We start from the raw sequence: 16,671 nt of genomic DNA, 5'->3' as shown, positions 1-16,671 counted from the left end.
CGCGACTCACTCCGCCAAAGCGCCCCCCACCCGGCGCGCATTTCGACAAGGGCGCACATCGCAGCAGGGCGTGGCTGTCCCGTCGCTTGCGAGGTAGACCCTGCGTCTTCATCGACATCCCGACAGGCGATATGTCGTTTTCCCCAATGAAAATAATAGATTCCGTCTCCTCCGCTCGCGACGGGACAGCCACGCCCGGAGACTTCACGTCGTCTATTCTCGGAGTACTTTTGACTGGAAAACGCTTCGCAATTCGTCGCGTTCGTGGGCGCGTCAGTCCCTCGGCAGCGCCTCCCCCGCTTCCTTCAATGTGGCTGCGATGCGGTCCCCACTGAACTCCACCCGCTTCACTTCGTGGGCATCGACATAAACCAGAAAGCCTTCCTTCGGCGCGACACCCGCGAGATCGCGCAACGCCGCGGCGTAGAGCAGCAATTGCTTCTCATAACGTGCGCTGGACTCGTCTTTTATCTTGCCCGTTTTGTAGTCAATGATGGTCCCGTCGCTGAGGGCCAGGTCGATGGTGCCGTTTACGATGGTATCGCCGATGCGGAGGCTGAAAGGCGCTTCGCGCAGGAGCCCCTTCTCACCCGCGAGTCGCGCACCCAGCGAGGACGCGCTGAACCAGCCGTGAATCGCCGCCAGCTCCTCCTCAAGCGCGCCGCGTCGACCGAGGCCAAGGCCTGCCGCGCGGACGAGACTCCGCACATCGGGCGCCGGTCCCGCAAAGTCCCATACCTCGAACATGCGGTGCACCAGCGTGCCGCGATCCATGGCGAACTGGCGAAACTCTTCTTCTCTCTTCGAACGCTCGTAATGCTCTTCCTCGGGATCTTCCGCGCCCGCCGCCATAAGTGTCAGCAACTTCGACACGGAAATAGATTCTACAACACGCGATGGAAGGGCAGCCGGCACGATGCGGCGGCGCATGGCCTCGATATCCTCGTCGGACTTGATCGACTTCACCGCCGCCACGCCCCGCGCTTCGGGCAGGTTGCGAATAACTTCGGCCTCCCAGCCGCTGCCCGCGATTATCTGCCCATGGGTCGCGCCGCTGACGTCGTGGAGGAGATCAAAGGCTTGAAACCAGGTGCCGAGACTCGCGTCCGCCTGTCCGCAGAGGTAGAGCATGTCGCGCGCGCGCGTAAGGGCCACATAGAGCACGCGGGCGGATTCAGCGCCTTCTTCCTCTTTGATACGGCGCTTTATGAGCGCGCCCAGGCGCGTGTCGGCCCGATCCCCATCGCCCCGCGCCACACGCAGGGTGATGCCGAGTTGCCGGTGAATCTGGAGCGTATGCTCCTTCGGGCCCTTCGCCACCTGGGCCATGTCGGGCAGGAAAACCACGGGAAATTCGAGGCCCTTGGACTTGTGGATCGTCATCAGCGTGACCGCGCCTTCGCCATCGGGCTGGAGCCCCGCTTCGCCCTCGCGGATCTGATAGGCGTGGACCTCGTCGAGGTAGTTCACGAACTGACGCAGACTCAAATTGCCGCGCCCCGCCTGTTCCCGCGCGAGGTTGGCGAGCTTGCGCACGTTGGAGGCCTTCTGCAGGCCGAGAAACTGGCTCAGCAGGACCGCTTCGATCCCTGTGATCTCCAGCAGATGATCGACCAAAGCGGGCAGAGGACCCGCAAGCTGCTCGCGGAGCGATCGAACTATCGCCCTTGCACGCAGCAACCGCTCGGGATGGGTGAGCCCCTCGGGAATCCTTTCTCCCAGGGCCACCTCCGTGAGCGTCCCCTGATTACGTAGGCGCACGACATCGTCGTCGGACAGGGCCACGACAGGACCGCGCAGGTAAGCGAGGAGCGCGTGTTCGTCCCAGGGATCTGACAGGACCTTGAGGATGTTGATCACATCCACCACTTCCTGGCGCTCATAGAAGCCCGCGCCCGCCACGACGGTGTAAGGGATGCCCGCCTTGCGCAGGGCCTCTTCGTAGAGCCCCACATTGCTGGTGGCGCGGAAGAGCAGGGCAATGTCGCCGTAGTCTGGACGACGCCTCGCTCCGCTGTGCTCGTCTTCAATAGTGGCCTTGGAATCGGGCGCGCATAGCCGCTGGATCTGAGCGGCAATCTGGGCGGCTTCGAGGGAACGGTAATCCGCCACGTTCCACGTGCCGACGAAGTCTTGGGGCTGATCGCTGACGATAAAGCCAACGCGCGCGCCGCCCGCGGATGTCCGCTGCACGCCCATGGGCTGGTAGCGCTCCACCGCGCACAATAGATTGGAGTGCTGGAAGAAATCGTTCACAAAGCCCAGCACATCAGGCAGGGAGCGGAAGTTCCGGTCCAGGCGCACGATCTCGCTGGACGCGTCGCGCTCCTGATGAAAGATCTCGACCTCGGCACCGCGAAAGTAGTAGATGGACTGCTTCGGATCGCCCACTATGAAGAGGGCCGGGCCCTCGGGCTCGTCGTGGAGCAGTCGCGCCAACTCAAGCTGTTGGCCGTCGGTATCCTGAAACTCATCGAGGAGCAGAAACTTGATGCGCTTCGCGGTTTGCTGACGCAGATTTTTCTTGTCGCGCAAGACCTTCAGCGCGAAGAGCACCAGATCATCGAAATCGAGCAGGCTGGCATCGCGCTTGGCCTTTTCATACGCCGCATTAACTTTGTCGTCAAGTTGCAGGAGATCGCTGACGAGCTGGGCCGATTCAGCCGTGAGAGCATCATCAAAAGTGTAGTTCTTGCCTTCCATCAGGCTGGCCTGGGCGAACTCGGTCACCTTCTTTTGAAGATCGGCGAGGGCATCGTAGATTTCCTCGCTGGGCCAGAGTTTCTTCTTGCCATTGCCGAAGGGATTCTTAAGGAAACCACGGAGAATATCCCCCGCCGCGTCAATTGACACGCCGGCCTGCAGCGCTTCAAGGCCGTCGACCATGGACGCGCGCCACGCTTCGCGGCCTTCCTCGGGATCGTCGCAGAGGCGGGCAAAACCGCGTAGCGCCAGAAGCAGCGCGTTGACGCGGGAATTCCGTCCCAAATCGCTCAGGTAGCGCGCCTGCTCAATATCGCACTGGGCTCGCCAGGTGGCCAGCACGGACTCGGGCGTTTCCATCCCGCCGCGACGCCGAATCCGATCGACCACGCCGCGCTGAAGCAACAGGCCCTTGCACAGGCCCTGCAGTTCTGTGAGTGTGTGGCTCGACGCCAGGCGCAGCATGGCGGGGTCGTTCTTCTCCAGGAGACTGATCATGACGGACTCGACAGCCTCCTGGAGCATCAGTGCGGTCTCGGCATCCGAAATCAAACCGAAATCAGGATCGAGATCGAGATACAGGGCGTTCTCCCGAAGGAGCCGCGAGCAGAAGGCATGGATGGTGGTGATGTGGGCGGTGTCGACTCGTCGTTCGAGATCGCGCCATTGGCTGAAGGCGATGGGGTCGTCCTTGGGGGCGTTGCGCCGGAAGGCCTTGCGCAGGCGCTCTTTCATCTCCAGCGCGGCCTTTTCCGTAAACGTGATGGCCACGATCTCTTCGAGGCGCGCCTGTTCCGTCGCAATCAGATGGACGATGCGATCCACCAGCACGCGGGTCTTACCCGAGCCGGCCCCCGCGTCCACGCAGATATAGCGCGCGAGAGATTCGATGGCCTGCTGTTGTTGGGGGGTGTAATTCATGGCGCTTCGCAATCGACAATGAACGAATCGGAATTGACAATGGACAATTGACAATGGACAACGAAGAATAGCCGCAAGAGACGTCGTAGCCGTTCCTTGTTGGTTCGCGCCAGAGTACCTCCGAGATAGCAGGCCTTCCCGCGCGATCGAAACTTCGTTGTCAATTGTCCATTGTCCATTGTCAATTCATTCATCCCTCTCGGTCTCCCCCTCGCTCTCCGGCAACCCTAATTTCCGCGCAATCCGCGCGTCCTCATGCCGACACGCCCGGGCGTGCCCGCAGCCGAAGCAACTGCTGCCCGCGCGCTCGGGCGGAAAGTACGCGCCGCGAATGCCCGCCACCGCACGATCAATAGCCGCGTGCGTGTTCTCAACGCGATTGGGCCAGTTGTAGCGTTTCTCGCCTATCCCCAGAGCCTCGCGGCGATCCGTCTTGCCCACGCTCAGGTAGCGGGCCTCGGTGCATTGGCTACCCGGCATAAGATGCTGTTCCACGGCCTCGGCGTAGACCGAGAGCTGAATATTGTCGCCCCGCGTGATGTCTCCCGACCCGGGCACGCCGCCAGACTTGTAGTCGATGAGCCGCGCCGCGTTTCCATCGCGATCAATACGGTCGATGCGGCCTGTGAAGCGCACGGGGCCACTCTCCCGCTGCATGATGAAGGGTTCAGGTTTGGAAGGCCCGACCTCGTCCGCTTTTGCGGCACGGCCAAAGCCCACTTCGAAATGGAGGGGCTTCCAGCCCTGCTCTTTTTCCTGCGCGTGCTCAATGCGGAGGTAGCGCTTCATGCGGCTTTGCATGTGAAGCTTTTCCGCCAGCACGGCCCCGCGCGGCGCGGCGCAGTCGCTCCAGTCCTGATGCTCAAAGGCGGACTCCACCAGCGACTCCATCAAGTCAAGCGCCTTCTCCAGGCCGATGTCGCGAATATGCAGCCCGAGGAAATTCTGATGAAAATCCTGAAGAACACGGTGCATAATCCCACCGCGAATCAGGGGACCCACCGCCGTGTCCGGGGCCTCGCTCTCCTCTAGCTTCAGAATGCGATTTACGTAGAAGTTGAAGGGACAGGAGAGCCAGGTCTCCAACTGATTCACGCTGAATTCATGCTCCTCGCCATAGTCGGCCGCGATAGCCTTCACCAGCGCCGGATCGCTGAGGACGCCATCGAAGGTCCCAAAGGGGGCGTCGGAATGGCGCTCCGCCTCGGCGGACACGCCGGCGATACAGGGCGTGCAAAGCTCCGGGAAGGGCACGGCGAGATCGGGCGCATCGTAGAACGAGCGGTTGACCAGATCGCGGGAAGAGGCTATCCATCCGGGTGCGGGCAGGAAGCTATCGGCCTTTGGGTAAGGCGCCACCACGCCCGCCGACTCGGGGAAAAGCTCGCGCACGTCGGTGAGAAAGGGGCTGGCGCTCGCCTCGCGACCGGAGTCCTGCATGAGCTGCCACGACAGCGTGAGGGATTCGCCCGCGCATTCCAGCACATGGCCGAAGAGCATGCGCTGCCGCGCGTGGTGCGCCTGATTGCTCTCGATAGGGATGCCCGCTTCCTGGAGGCGTTCTCGATCGCGCTCGGGGTAGACCGCATTGCCCGAGGGGGTGGCCGGGGCCTGGCCCTCGTTCATGCCACCCACGAAAACATGGGCGAAGCACTGGTTGCGCGCCTGATTCGCATCGAGACAAACCACGCCGCCCATGGTTCCCGGCAGGGTGCAGGAAAGCTCCTCCATGCCCTGGGTGAGGCGCGCGAGAAAATCATCGCGTGTCATCTCCACTACATCGCTGCCGGGGGCATCCGCCAGCATCTCCAGCAGGCCGTAAATGCCCTCGCGGGCGGGATCGTCTTCCGCCACGAGCAAGGGATTGTCGTCAGAGAGCACCAGCGCGCCGAGCAGTTTGTCGAGCTGGAGCGCATAATCGTGCTGAGTCGATTTCGCGGGCAGTTGTTGCTGCAGCGTCTGGAGTTGCTCGATGGCATTGAGCAGCGCCTCGAGATCGGAAACCGCATCGGGACGACGCGTCAGCATCGCGCGGGCATCATCCCGTTCGTCCCGTTCCAGTTGACGTTTCAGGCGATCCAGACGATAGACCCAGTTCTTATAACCATCGAGTATCTGCGCGCGGCGCGCATAGTACGCGGTGGCTTCGGGTGCATGTCCCAGTTTCGTGCCCAGGTGCGGGGCATGGAGCAGATCGACGATAGATTCGCGCTCCCAGTCGGTCGCCGCGAACAAGTTGATCAACGTACGTCCGAGCACGGTTTCCGCCAGGGCACGCTGCTCCGCAAGCTGACACGGTATGCCGAAGGAATCAAACACACCGCGCAGGGCACCGCCTGTATTCCTGAGATTCCAAAAAATTACGGCGATATCGGCGGGGCGTACGCCCTCGTCCACGATCAACTTCTTCACCCGCCGCGCAATGCTCTCGAGTTCATGGGTCGAATCGCTGCACGGCATCAGGGTGAGATTCGCGTCGATTCCCTCCGGTAGCGTCGGCTCTTCGCGCCAGAAAATGTGGCGAGCGGCATACTCGGCGTGGCTGCGCACTTCCGGGGCTTCGCATTCGATCACCTGGCAATCGAAGTGCTCCCGCAGTTCTTGCAGCGTCGTGCGCGGCAGGGCATAGCGGTCCTGGCGATCGGGCGACTGGTCCAGGTTGAGCCCGACAACCACGTCGTCCACATGATTGACCAGCGAGCGGAGCAGGCGAAATTCCGAGGGTGTAAAGTCGTCGAAGCCGTCCCACAGCAGCGTGGTGACACCGTCGAGAATCCTGGGTCGGTCCTGCGACGCGAAATAATCGGCATGCCAGTAGAGGCCGGGCACATCGTAAAGCCCCTGGCCGAGGAGCATCTCCTGATAGAACGCGTAGACCGCCGCGACGCCGTCATCGAAGAGTGACGGATGCTCGGTGGTCTTGACGCGGTCCGCAAAGGCCTCCGGCTCGATGGCGGCCTGTTTAAGGTCGTTGATCACCATCACCAGATGGCGGACGAGTCCCGGGGTCCTCGCGATGCGCACCAGCGGTGTGTCGGGAAACTCCACCGCCACCTCGGCCAGGCAATGCTCCATAATCAGGCGCTGCTGGAAGGACGAATCCATGCGGTTGACCGCGATCCCCTCGCGACTCAAGAGTTGTTCAGCAAAATCCGTCAGCGAGACGACCGGCGCGCCCCAGATACCGGGGCAGCCTTGGGTGGCGAGGAGTGTATCTCGCCGAATCCGGGCATGACTCCGCGAAGGCACCAGGAGCCGGGCTGTGCCCGTGAACTCGCGCAGGAGGGCATCGATACGCGGGGTCCGGGCGCTGCCGCTGGGCCCGCAGAGTATCTTGATTCGCTTGTCGGCCACCGTGTTGTCTCCCTGCCGTGTTGGTTGCGCTATGGTAGCGGGCTGGTGGCGGGGAGTCAATCGGACGATGCGGCCATGCTGACGAAATGATCAGAGTGGGCGCTACTCGGAAACAATCGGAGCGCAGCGACCCAGACGCGGTAGCGCGCCATTGCGTCCTGCCGACTCGTAGACGGCTCCACCTCAACGCCGCATTGCGCATCGGTGGTGCTGGCGGGTTTGCGGATCGTGAATCACGCACTGCCAGCCTCATGTGGGACTGTGGAGACGAGGCCCGCACGATTCGTCCGCAATCAAGTTCCACAGGTGGCAACGTATGGCGTGCTCTGATCCCGGCATGAGACTGCGAGCGATGGCGGGACTACGAGTTTCAACGACTGGCAAAGGCATAAGGCATTGCAGCATGTCGTGAATCTCCTTGGACAACAGGATAACACGCCGAAGGCGATGGCGATTGTTGAACTTTACAGAGGCTGCGAGCGATCTGGGCTTTGCTGGAGCACTTGAACGCTGTATATAAGTGCCTGGAAACTTCCCGTCGTATTTCGCCCCATCGACATGCAGGCCCCCATCTTTCGAGCGCCAGAACCCTTTTGGAATTCGGGCACAAGACTTTGCAACTCTTCGGACGGACTTGGAACGCTGTCTGGATCGCGATATTTCGATTTGCCGCCAATATGGCGTAAAGAGTCGTTTTCGAACGCCATAGCAAGCGCGTCCGGCTCGCCGAGGTACCACGCCTCCAACTCCTGGCATGCGATCCGGACGACGGTGTCTGGCCGCCCGGCTTCCCGGCAGAGCGAAGAAAGCCGCGACTTTAGACACTTGCAATCACCACCATCGTTGTCGCGCAAGACGATGAAACAATCGCCGGGCACATTCCAGGCTCGAAGCTTGATCGGGATACTCCGCTCCAAGTCTTGCTTTCCTTCATGCTTCAAGCAAAGGAAGGACAAGTCGGGAAAATGCCTCGGCAGCAACTGATCGAGGAACGTCTTCATGGAGCGCTCTTCCAGGAGAACGACGATCCGGCTCATCGAAGCCCGGCTCCCTCAAAGAGTCCCTGTTTCCATAGGGTGCCGGGGATATCGCCCTCCTGTATCAAGTTGCGTAGAAGCTCGCTGTCCGAGGCGCGCCTCACCGTGGTGAACCCATTTTCTTTCACCAGCCAGTAGATTTCATCGAGCTTTGCGCCGTTCAAGAAGTCGGGAGAATGGGTGGAGACAAACACCTGGCCGCCCCGTCGGGCATAGTCACGAAACTCTTCGAGGAGCTCGTACAATAGCTCCGGATATAGTTGGTTCTCGGGCTCCTCTACGGCGAGCATCGGGTGCGGAGCGGGATCGTAGAGCAGTACGAGATAGGCGAATAACTTGAGCGTGCCATCGGAGACGTAGCGGGAGCTGAAAGGATCTTTGAAACTCCCGTCTTGAAATCGCAACACGAGGCGACCGTCCTCTGTGGTGCGTGGCTCCACGCGATTCACGCCAGGGATTCGCTCGCGCATTCGAGTCAGTACCTCGTTGAACAGGTCGGGATGGTGCTCATACAAGTGCCTGGCAACTTGTGCGAGGTTGTCTCCACGAACTGACAAATGCTCTGCGTGACTGGCCTCATGGCTGGGCCCGAAATCGTCAATGCGAATATCAGAGACATGCCAATTCTCTATGAGGCTGCGTAGCTCCGAAACAATTCGAAACCCCATGAACTGGCCAAGACCTTTAATGGCGAGGGCGGAGAGGTCCTTTAGTGCAAATTGCATGGTCTCCTCGACCGAATGGGACTCGCTGAACTCCTGCTCGTTTGTAATCGCTGTTCCTTTTCCCATCGCAAAATCGAGCAGATGCCAAGTTTTTTCGTTAGCCCGGCTACATAGGTAGACGCGTTCTCGAACGATGGCAGCCTGGCCGTGTTCGTCCGAAATCGCAAGTTGATAGATGGTCTGGCAGCCAGCCGTTTCACGGAACTTGATGGTGAATTCTATCGGTCCGGCACACCCGCGACTCACCAGCTCTCGCAATCCTCCACGCTTGGAAATGGCCTCAGCGACATTCCGATTCAGTGCTTCCTGAAGAAATGCGAAGACATCAAACAAAGTGGACTTGCCGGTGCCGTTGGCACCGACCACAATCGCAAGTTTCTCGAGATCATCGAAGCTGGCATCGCGAAAGAGGCGGTAGTTCTTAATTCTCAGCGATTCAATCTGCATAGCTATTGCTTTCGGAAAAGGAAACGGCGCAAAGTCTTCCTTCATGGTATCACAGTGAAAGGAATCCGCGACCTACTTACCGCCCAGCAAAATCCAACACGGCGCGATAACGCACCTTGCCCGCTTCCAGGCGTGTCATGATGTCGTTTATTTCTTCTGGCGCGTAAATCTCGACTGCGGGCTTCACGTTGCCGCTTGCCGCGAGCTCCAGAATTTCCACGAGATCGGCGCGGCTGGACTGCTGAGACCCGACGAGTGAGATCTGGTGGCTGAGCAGGTGGAGCGGGTCCACGGTGATGGGCTCGGGGCTGATGGCCATGGAAACGAGTTTTCCCTCGTCGCGGATGCCGAAGAGCAGCTCGCTGTTGTGGCGCATGTTATTGGTCGTGGAGAGCACGATATCGGCCCCGCCCATGGCTGTGAGTTCACGGCCCGCGTGTTCCTTGATCACCAGCACATCGTCCGCGCCCAGGGCCAGAATCTCGGAGCGCTTGCTCTCGTTTGCGGTGACGCCGATGACTTCGTGGCCGTGGGCTTTCGCGATTTGAATGGCGATGTGGCCGAGTCCACCCACACCCGCGACCGCCACGCGGTCACCGGGTCGCATGCGCGCATTGCGGTAGCCGCTCATGACGGTATAGCCCGCACAGAAGAGGGGCGCGGCGAGTGGCCAGTCCAGCCCGTCGGGCAGCAGCGTGCAGCCCGCGGCTCTGGCGATCATGAAGTCGCGGTGGCCGCCGCCCAGCTCCATCCAGGTCTGCACACCGGCGCAGTAGTCCGGCTTGCCGCTCTGGCAGGTGTGGCAGCGCCCGCAGCCTTCCTGAACCCACGACACCCCCACGCGGTCTCCCGTACATAGGCGGGTCACACCGGGTCCCAGTGCGTCGATCGTGCCCACGGGTTCATGGCCAAATACCCAGGGCGATGCAACTTCGAGATCGCCCCGCCAGTAGTGGACATCGGTGCCGCATATTCCGCTGGCCATGGTGCGGATACGCACTTCGCCGGGACCCGGCTCGGGTATGGCCGCATCGCGCAGGTCGAACGGAGCGCCCGGTCCGTTGAAATAGATCGCTTTCATGGTTTCGTCCCCGCTTCAATCCAGGCGCGGTTGAAGGCGTAGTGCTGACGGCTGCTGATCAACTGGATCACCCCGTCGGGCGTCTGGCAGGCGCTCATATAGCCTTTGGGTTCGCCTTCCGTGTTGGTCATCAAGAAGGGATGTCCATCCATCCACTCCAGGGTCTTTCCCGATCCATCGCTGACGAGGCGCTTTACGGGCCATGTCGCGCCATCGTCCACCGACAGGGCCGCAAAGAGTCCCTTGCACTGGCTCGTGCCGCCCGTCGCATCGGTCATGCTTTCGGGTTCGTTCGCGAAGGACACCATGAGCAGGGCGCCGTCGTGAAGGCGCATGAGCACCAGGCGTTGGCTGCTTTCAATCGGTTGAAAGGGGCTGGCGGCGACCGTCCAGGTTTTTCCACGGTCGTCGGAGACGCTCTGGGGCATGCGCATCACGCCGTCGGTCCCGGCCACGTTGTCTCCCCGCCCGAAACCAAAGAGGCGGCCGTCCCGCAACTGCGTCACACCCGCGTGGATCCCGGCGAGCTTTCCGCCCGCGTCGTTCCAGGTTTGGCCCTTATCCGTACTCAGGTGGACCGAGGTGCCGCCCTGGCCCTGTGAGCGGGCGTCGCAGGGCAGGAGCCACGTGCCGTCGGCCATGCGAAACACGGACTCGACCGGCAGGTGGCGGGTGGTGTGCTCCGGCATGATGATCCGGGCCTCCGTCCAGGTCGCGCCGCTGTCGGCCGAGCTCATCGTGACCACGGCCAGATTGCCCCACGTGGCGGCGGCGGAGAGGCCCACAAACAGGTGAATGTTACCCTCGCCATCGTTCCAGGCGGCGGGGCCGTGGTCGTTGCGATCGGGCGCATCCCAGAAGGGCGCGGCGTCTTCCCAGTGATCGGCGCCATGGCGCAGGCGGGCGGCGGCCAGGCCGAGCTCGCGGGACTGCTCCCGGACGGTCGAATACCAGATGGCCAGCAGATCGCCATTGGGGCATTCCACCAGCGCGGGGTCATGGTTGTGCTCGGAATAGAGCGGCCCCTGGGAGTTTTCGGGGATATTTACATAGCGTTTCGGCGCCTGAAACCAGGGGACGGCGGGGTCGGGGCCATCGGCGAGATTCCCCGGAATTTCCTTGCGCACGTTCTGCTGGTGAATCGGCGGCGGTGTCGGCGCCAATGGGGCCGTCTTTGGCAATGCGCCGAGGGCCACGCGAAAACCGATCAGCCAGTGCTTGTCCTGGGGCAGGTTGCCGCTGCGATTGGCCGAGCGCAGATAGTAGGGCAGGGTGCCGTGGCTCCCGCCGCGGGTGACGCGAAACTGGCCGGAAGCCCGGCCCACGGGATCGGTCTGGGCGCCCGATTCGTAGGGGCCATACCAATCCAGGCACCATTCCTCCACATTCCCATGGAGATCGCGCAGGCCCCAGGCGTTCGCCGGGGTCTTTCCGACCGCCAGGGAAACCAGATCGGCCTCATAGTCGCGGGGATAGTGTTCAACCCGAAAGGGATCGGGGTACCAGGTCCGGACTTGATTCTTGTAATACAAGGTCGGCAGCGCTGCGCCAGTGTTGAAGTGGGTTTCGGTTCCAGCGCGACACGCGTACTCCCATTCGGCTTCCGTGGGCAGCCTGTAGGGCAGGCCCTCCTTTTCGCTGAGCCAGGCACAATAGCCCTGGGCCTCCTCCCACGACACAAATATGACGGCTTCGTCGTCTTCCTTTGAGAATCCAAGCTTTCCGCGCAGGCCCACATGATCCGGATCGAATTGCTCGTACTGGGCGTTGGTCACTTCCGTCGCGCCGAGGTAAAAGGGCTGGCTGATAGTCACCGAATGACTTGGCAACTCGTCGAAATCGCCATTGACCATGTTGGACTGGCCCTCCGAAAGGTATTCCGGCAGGGGCGTGGTGTCCGCGCCCATGGTGAAGGTGCCGGGCTCGATTCGGACGAAGGTCATCTCCAGGCTGTTGGTGTGGGTGGGAGAATTGGGCAGGGGAGCCTGAGCCGGCGCGATGGCGGCGGCGAGAAGAAAAGCGAGTGCGAAGCGATGCATGACGAGAAAGTCCTCCGACGGGAACAAAAGTGGCAGCGACCACGATTGTAACGGCCCCTACCGAAGGCTTCAACGTTACTTTCAAGGGAAGGAACGCCGCGTCCCGATTGCCGATGGCGCGGAATCTCGATAGGCTTACTTAACGGACCTTGCCCGCTTCAGCGGCCACCAGATACCCGTGGCTCGCCCGACTAGATTTGAGGCGGGTACGGTACCCATCACGCGGCTGTCGATGGCGGATTCATCTTCGGGGCTGTCGGTCAAAATAAATAACTGGCCTTCCGCCACATGGACCTTGCCGTTGTCCGTCGGCTCCAACCCCTTCAAAGTTGCGATGGGCCGATCCAGCCAGTCGGCCTTCACGGCGACGCCGCCCACGATCAACTGGCCTTCTTCAATATGGACCTCGTCGCCCGGCAACCCCACGACGCGGCCGAGAAGGTGGTCATAATCCCGGGCCACTTCGCCCACGGGCCGATAGAGTACCCAGTCGCCCCGCGAGGCTTGTCCCCAGCGCGCGATGCGCAGGGTGGTCATGGGGACGCGGAGGCCGAAGGCGATGAAGCTGATGAAGAGGTGGTCCACCCCGTCGCCGGCTTCGTTCATGACCGGCCAGGAGCACCCGAAAAAGAGGCGTACGATGCAAAGCAGTGTGAGCATGAAGAGCAACCCGTTCCACCAATACGTTTGAGAGAACCCCGTAAAGTCGCGCCACCGGGGCGGCGGCCACCAGATAGAGGCCACCCGGCCCACGATGTTTTCATTGGGCAGCCAGCCAAAGTAGCGGCCGTCGCGGCTGTTCGCGCTGTTGTCCCCCAGCACGAGGTAGTGCCCCTCCGGCACCACGGAATACTCAGGCTCGGGCCGCACACCGTAGGTCATGCCAAAACCCGCCGTGTAGAACTGTCCCTCGGGCATGAAATCCGGAATGGGCAGTTCCTGATTGTTCACGTATATGTGGCCGCCGCGGATTTGGATGCGCTCGCCCGGCATCCCCACGATTCGCTTCACCAGCGTCGGGTGCTCGGCGTCGGGCTCCACCGATTTGAATACTACAATGTCCCAGCGCTCCGGCGCCTTGCCCTGCCAGATGCGCTTGTTCATGAAAGGGTAACGTACGCCGTAGATCCACTTGTTCACGAAGACGCGGTCGCCCTTGCCGAAGGCCGGATCGCCGTGGAGCGTAGTCTCCATGGAGCCCGAAGGGATGCGATAGGGCTCCGCGATGGGCCAGCGTATGAGTGTGGCGAGCCCCAGGGCGAAGATCAGACTTTTGTTCCACTCCCAGGCGGCTTCGGGCGTCATGCGGCCCAGCGCCCACTCCACGATGCCCAGCACCAGCGCGCCCACCGCGCAGTAGTACGCCCAGTCCGGCAGCTCCACGCTGGTAAATCGGTGCGCGAGCAGCATCGCCGCGCCGAACAGTGCGAGCGCGCCGCCGCCAATCGTGTAGAGGCTCAGGCCGCGGTCTCGCTTCGGCGTCTCTGGTGTTTCCTGCGAATTGCCCATGATGGCTCCGTAAACTGATTGAAAACCCGCTGGCGTTGCATGCGGAAGTCTGCCTCGCCGTGCCTGCAGGGACAACAGGGACAGCAGCGACACCAGGAACGATGACTACGGCCGCCCCCGCAGTCGCTGCCGTCCGGTAAGCTCCGTGCCCGCGCCATTCTTTTTCCCTACTTCGCCCGCGCCAACTTCTCCGCGCGCTCTTTTCGCCACTGGCGGACTTCAAAGCCGACGATCAGCGTGGGAATGCCGAAGAGGAGCAGCTTGCCCCACCAGGTGTGGGAAAAGCCGGTGAAATCCCGTGCGTGGCCGATGGGCCAGAACACGGCCGAAGCGCGGCCATAGAGGTGGTCCCGGGGCACCCATCCATACATGCGGCCATCCACGCTGTTGAGACTGTTGTCGCCCAGCATGAAGTAGTGGCCCTCGGGCACGACCTGGTACTCATCGCCCGGCAGGCAGCCGTACTTGGGCGGATATTTCTGGAGCATCTGCGTAAAAGCGGCTCGCGCCTCGGGCTCGGGGGCCAGGCGGGAGGCCCGCTCAATCTCGGCATAGCCCCAGTACCCCTCGAAGTCCTTCGGCATGGTCTTGCCAAAGGGCACCACCTCGCCGTTGATGAGCAATTTGCCATCCTTCAACTGAACGCGCTCGCCCGGCAGGCCCACGACGCGCTTGATCAGGCGCGGATGCTCGCTCCCGCCCGCCGGGGGTTTGAACACCACGATGTCCCAGCGTTGCGGCTCCCACCAGTCCATGAGGCGGATGGTGGTGAAGGGGATGCGCGGCCCAAACAGCAGCTTGTTCGTCAGCACGCGATCGCCCAGAAACATGTTCTCGTTGCCGTGGAGCGTGGGCTCCATGGAACCGGAGGGAATGCTGTATTGATCGACGATGCAGGCCTTGATCGTGAAGATGACCAGGAGCAGAATGGCGATTTCGCGAATCTGTCGCAACCATCCGGGGCGCGGGGCTTCTTCGGCGGGAGCCGCAGCGGGATTCTCGGTCTTTTCTGCCATGGTTACCGGTCCGAATCTTCGCTGACGCGCAAGAGGGCCATGAAGGCCTCCTGGGGCACTTCCACGGTTCCAACTTGCTTCATGCGCTTCTTACCTTCCTTCTGCTTTTCGAGCAGTTTTCGCTTGCGGGTGATATCGCCGCCGTAGCACTTGGCCGTCACGTTCTTGCGCATGGCCTTGACGGTCTCGCGCACGATGATCTTGCCGCCGATGGCGGCCTGAATGGCCACTTCGTATTGCTGACGCGGGATCAAGGTGCGCAGTTTGGAGGCCAGCGCCTTGCCCACCGTCACCGCGTTGTCCCGGTGGACGATAACCGAAAGGGCGTCGACCGATTCGGAGTTCAAGAGAATGTCGAGTTTGACGAGGTTTCCGGGGCGATAGCCGATGATCCGGTAATCCAGCGATCCATAGCCGCGGGTGTAGGACTTGAGTTTGTCGTAGAAGTCCACCACGATTTCCGAAAGGGGCATTTGATAGACCGCCATGCAGCGGTTGCCGTCGATGTAGTCCACGCGCACATGGATGCCGCGTTTTTTCTTGCAGAGGTCGATGACGGTGCTGAGGTATTCCGTGGGACACATGATGTCCGCTTCGATATAGGGTTCCTCGCACAATTGAATCTCGCCCGCGGGCGGCATCTGCGAGGCCTTCTCCAGGATCGTCTCGCTGCCGTCCGTCTTGGTAATGCGGTAGGCCACGTTGGGCATGGTGCAAACGAGGGTGAGATTGAACTCGCGTTCCAGGCGCTCCTGGATAATCTCCATGTGGAGCAGGCCCAGGAAGCCCAGGCGAAAGCCCAGGCCGAGGGCGTCGGAGCTGTCCGCGACATAGTCGAACGAAGCGTCATTGAGGCTCAGCTTGTCCAGGGCGTCCCGGAGCTCGTTGTAGTCCGTGGCGATGGCGGGGTACATGCCGCAGAACACGACGGGCTTCACTTCCTCGTAGCCCGGCAGCGCTTCCGCGGCGGGCTTGTGACCATCGGTGACGGTATCGCCCACTTTGGTGTCCTGCAACGTCTTGATGTTGCAGATCATATAGCCCACTTCGCCGGCTTCGAGGGTCGGGAGGGCGCGTATGGCCGGCGTGAAACAGCCCACCTCGGCCACGTCATACTTGATGCCCGTGGACATCAACTGCACCTTCTGGCCCTTGCGGATGCTGCCGTCCACCACGCGCATGTACACGATCACGCCGCGATAGCTGTCGTAGGAGGCGTCGAAGATCAGCGCGCGCAGGGGCGCGTCCGGGTTGCCTTTGGGGGCGGGCATCTTGTTGACGACCGCTTCGAGCACGTCTTGCGTTCCAATGCCCGACTTGGCGCTGGCCAGCACGGCCTCGTCGGAGTCGAGGCCGATCAGGTCCTCGATCTGGCGGCGCGCGTTTTCGATATCGGCGCTGGGCAGGTCGATTTTGTTGATGACGGGGATGATCTCCAGATTCTGGTCCACGGCCTTGTAGGCGTTGGCCAGGGTCTGGGCCTCCACGCCCTGGGCGGCGTCCACCAGGAGGAGCGCGCCCTCGCAGGCGGCCAGGCTGCGCGAGACCTCGTACGCGAAGTCCACGTGACCCGGCGTATCGATCAGGTGGAGCATGTAGGTCTCGCCGTTCTTGGCGGTGTACTCCATGCGCACCGCCACCGACTTGATCGTGATGCCGCGCTCCCGCTCGATATCCATCGTGTCGAGGGTCTGCTCTTTGAGCTTGCGATCTTCGATGGTGTGCGTAAACTGGAGCAGGCGATCGGCGAGCGTCGACTTGCCGTGGTCGATGTGGGCGATAATGCAGAAATTACGAATGTGCGATTGAGCCATCAAAGGGGCCTTCGGTTAAAACTGG

At 61.7% G+C, this 16,671-nt stretch carries 9 protein-coding genes; all 9 read right to left on the bottom strand.

All coding sequences use genetic code 11. The annotated features are described in order from the left end of the window. Positions 1–273: 273 nt before the first annotated feature. Positions 274–3,624, bottom strand: a complete 3,351-nt coding sequence (locus tag JNK74_12490; protein MBL7646996.1) for a UvrD-helicase domain-containing protein — start codon at positions 3,622–3,624, stop codon at positions 274–276. A 186-nt stretch (positions 3,625–3,810) separates the two neighbouring features. Next, positions 3,811–6,978 (bottom strand): PD-(D/E)XK nuclease family protein, encoded by a 3,168-nt coding sequence (locus JNK74_12485; protein MBL7646995.1) that lies wholly within the window; start codon positions 6,976–6,978, stop codon positions 3,811–3,813. 464 nt (positions 6,979–7,442) lie between these two features. Then, entirely contained in the window at positions 7,443–8,015 is a 573-nt protein-coding gene (locus JNK74_12480) for a DUF4276 family protein (GenBank protein MBL7646994.1), read from the bottom strand. Next, entirely contained in the window at positions 8,012–9,187 is a 1,176-nt protein-coding gene (locus tag JNK74_12475; protein MBL7646993.1) for an AAA family ATPase, read from the bottom strand. Before JNK74_12475 ends, JNK74_12480 begins: the two co-directional genes overlap by 4 nt. 76 nt (positions 9,188–9,263) lie before the next feature. Continuing rightward, positions 9,264–10,268 (bottom strand): alcohol dehydrogenase catalytic domain-containing protein, encoded by a 1,005-nt coding sequence (locus JNK74_12470; GenBank protein ID MBL7646992.1) that lies wholly within the window; start codon positions 10,266–10,268, stop codon positions 9,264–9,266. Continuing rightward, positions 10,265–12,307: an SUMF1/EgtB/PvdO family nonheme iron enzyme gene (locus tag JNK74_12465; GenBank protein MBL7646991.1), complete on the bottom strand. Its 2,043-nt coding sequence runs from the start codon at positions 12,305–12,307 to the stop codon at positions 10,265–10,267. Before JNK74_12465 ends, JNK74_12470 begins: the two co-directional genes overlap by 4 nt. A 135-nt stretch (positions 12,308–12,442) precedes the next feature. Further along, entirely contained in the window at positions 12,443–13,816 is a 1,374-nt protein-coding gene (lepB, locus tag JNK74_12460; protein ID MBL7646990.1) for a signal peptidase I, read from the bottom strand. Between the two features lie 167 nt (positions 13,817–13,983). Further along, complete coding sequence (lepB, locus tag JNK74_12455) at positions 13,984–14,832, bottom strand: signal peptidase I (GenBank protein ID MBL7646989.1); 849 nt, start codon at positions 14,830–14,832, stop codon at positions 13,984–13,986. Between the two features lie 2 nt (positions 14,833–14,834). After that, positions 14,835–16,646, bottom strand: coding sequence for an elongation factor 4 (gene lepA, locus JNK74_12450; protein ID MBL7646988.1), 1,812 nt, complete (start codon positions 16,644–16,646; stop codon positions 14,835–14,837). Positions 16,647–16,671 lie beyond the last annotated feature (25 nt).

Source organism: Candidatus Hydrogenedentota bacterium, from assembly GCA_016791475.1.
Taxonomy (GTDB): Bacteria; Hydrogenedentota; Hydrogenedentia; order Hydrogenedentales; family JAEUWI01; genus JAEUWI01.
The sequence above is the reverse complement of the archived record's forward strand: the minus strand, read 5'-3'. Positions and strand labels throughout refer to the sequence as shown.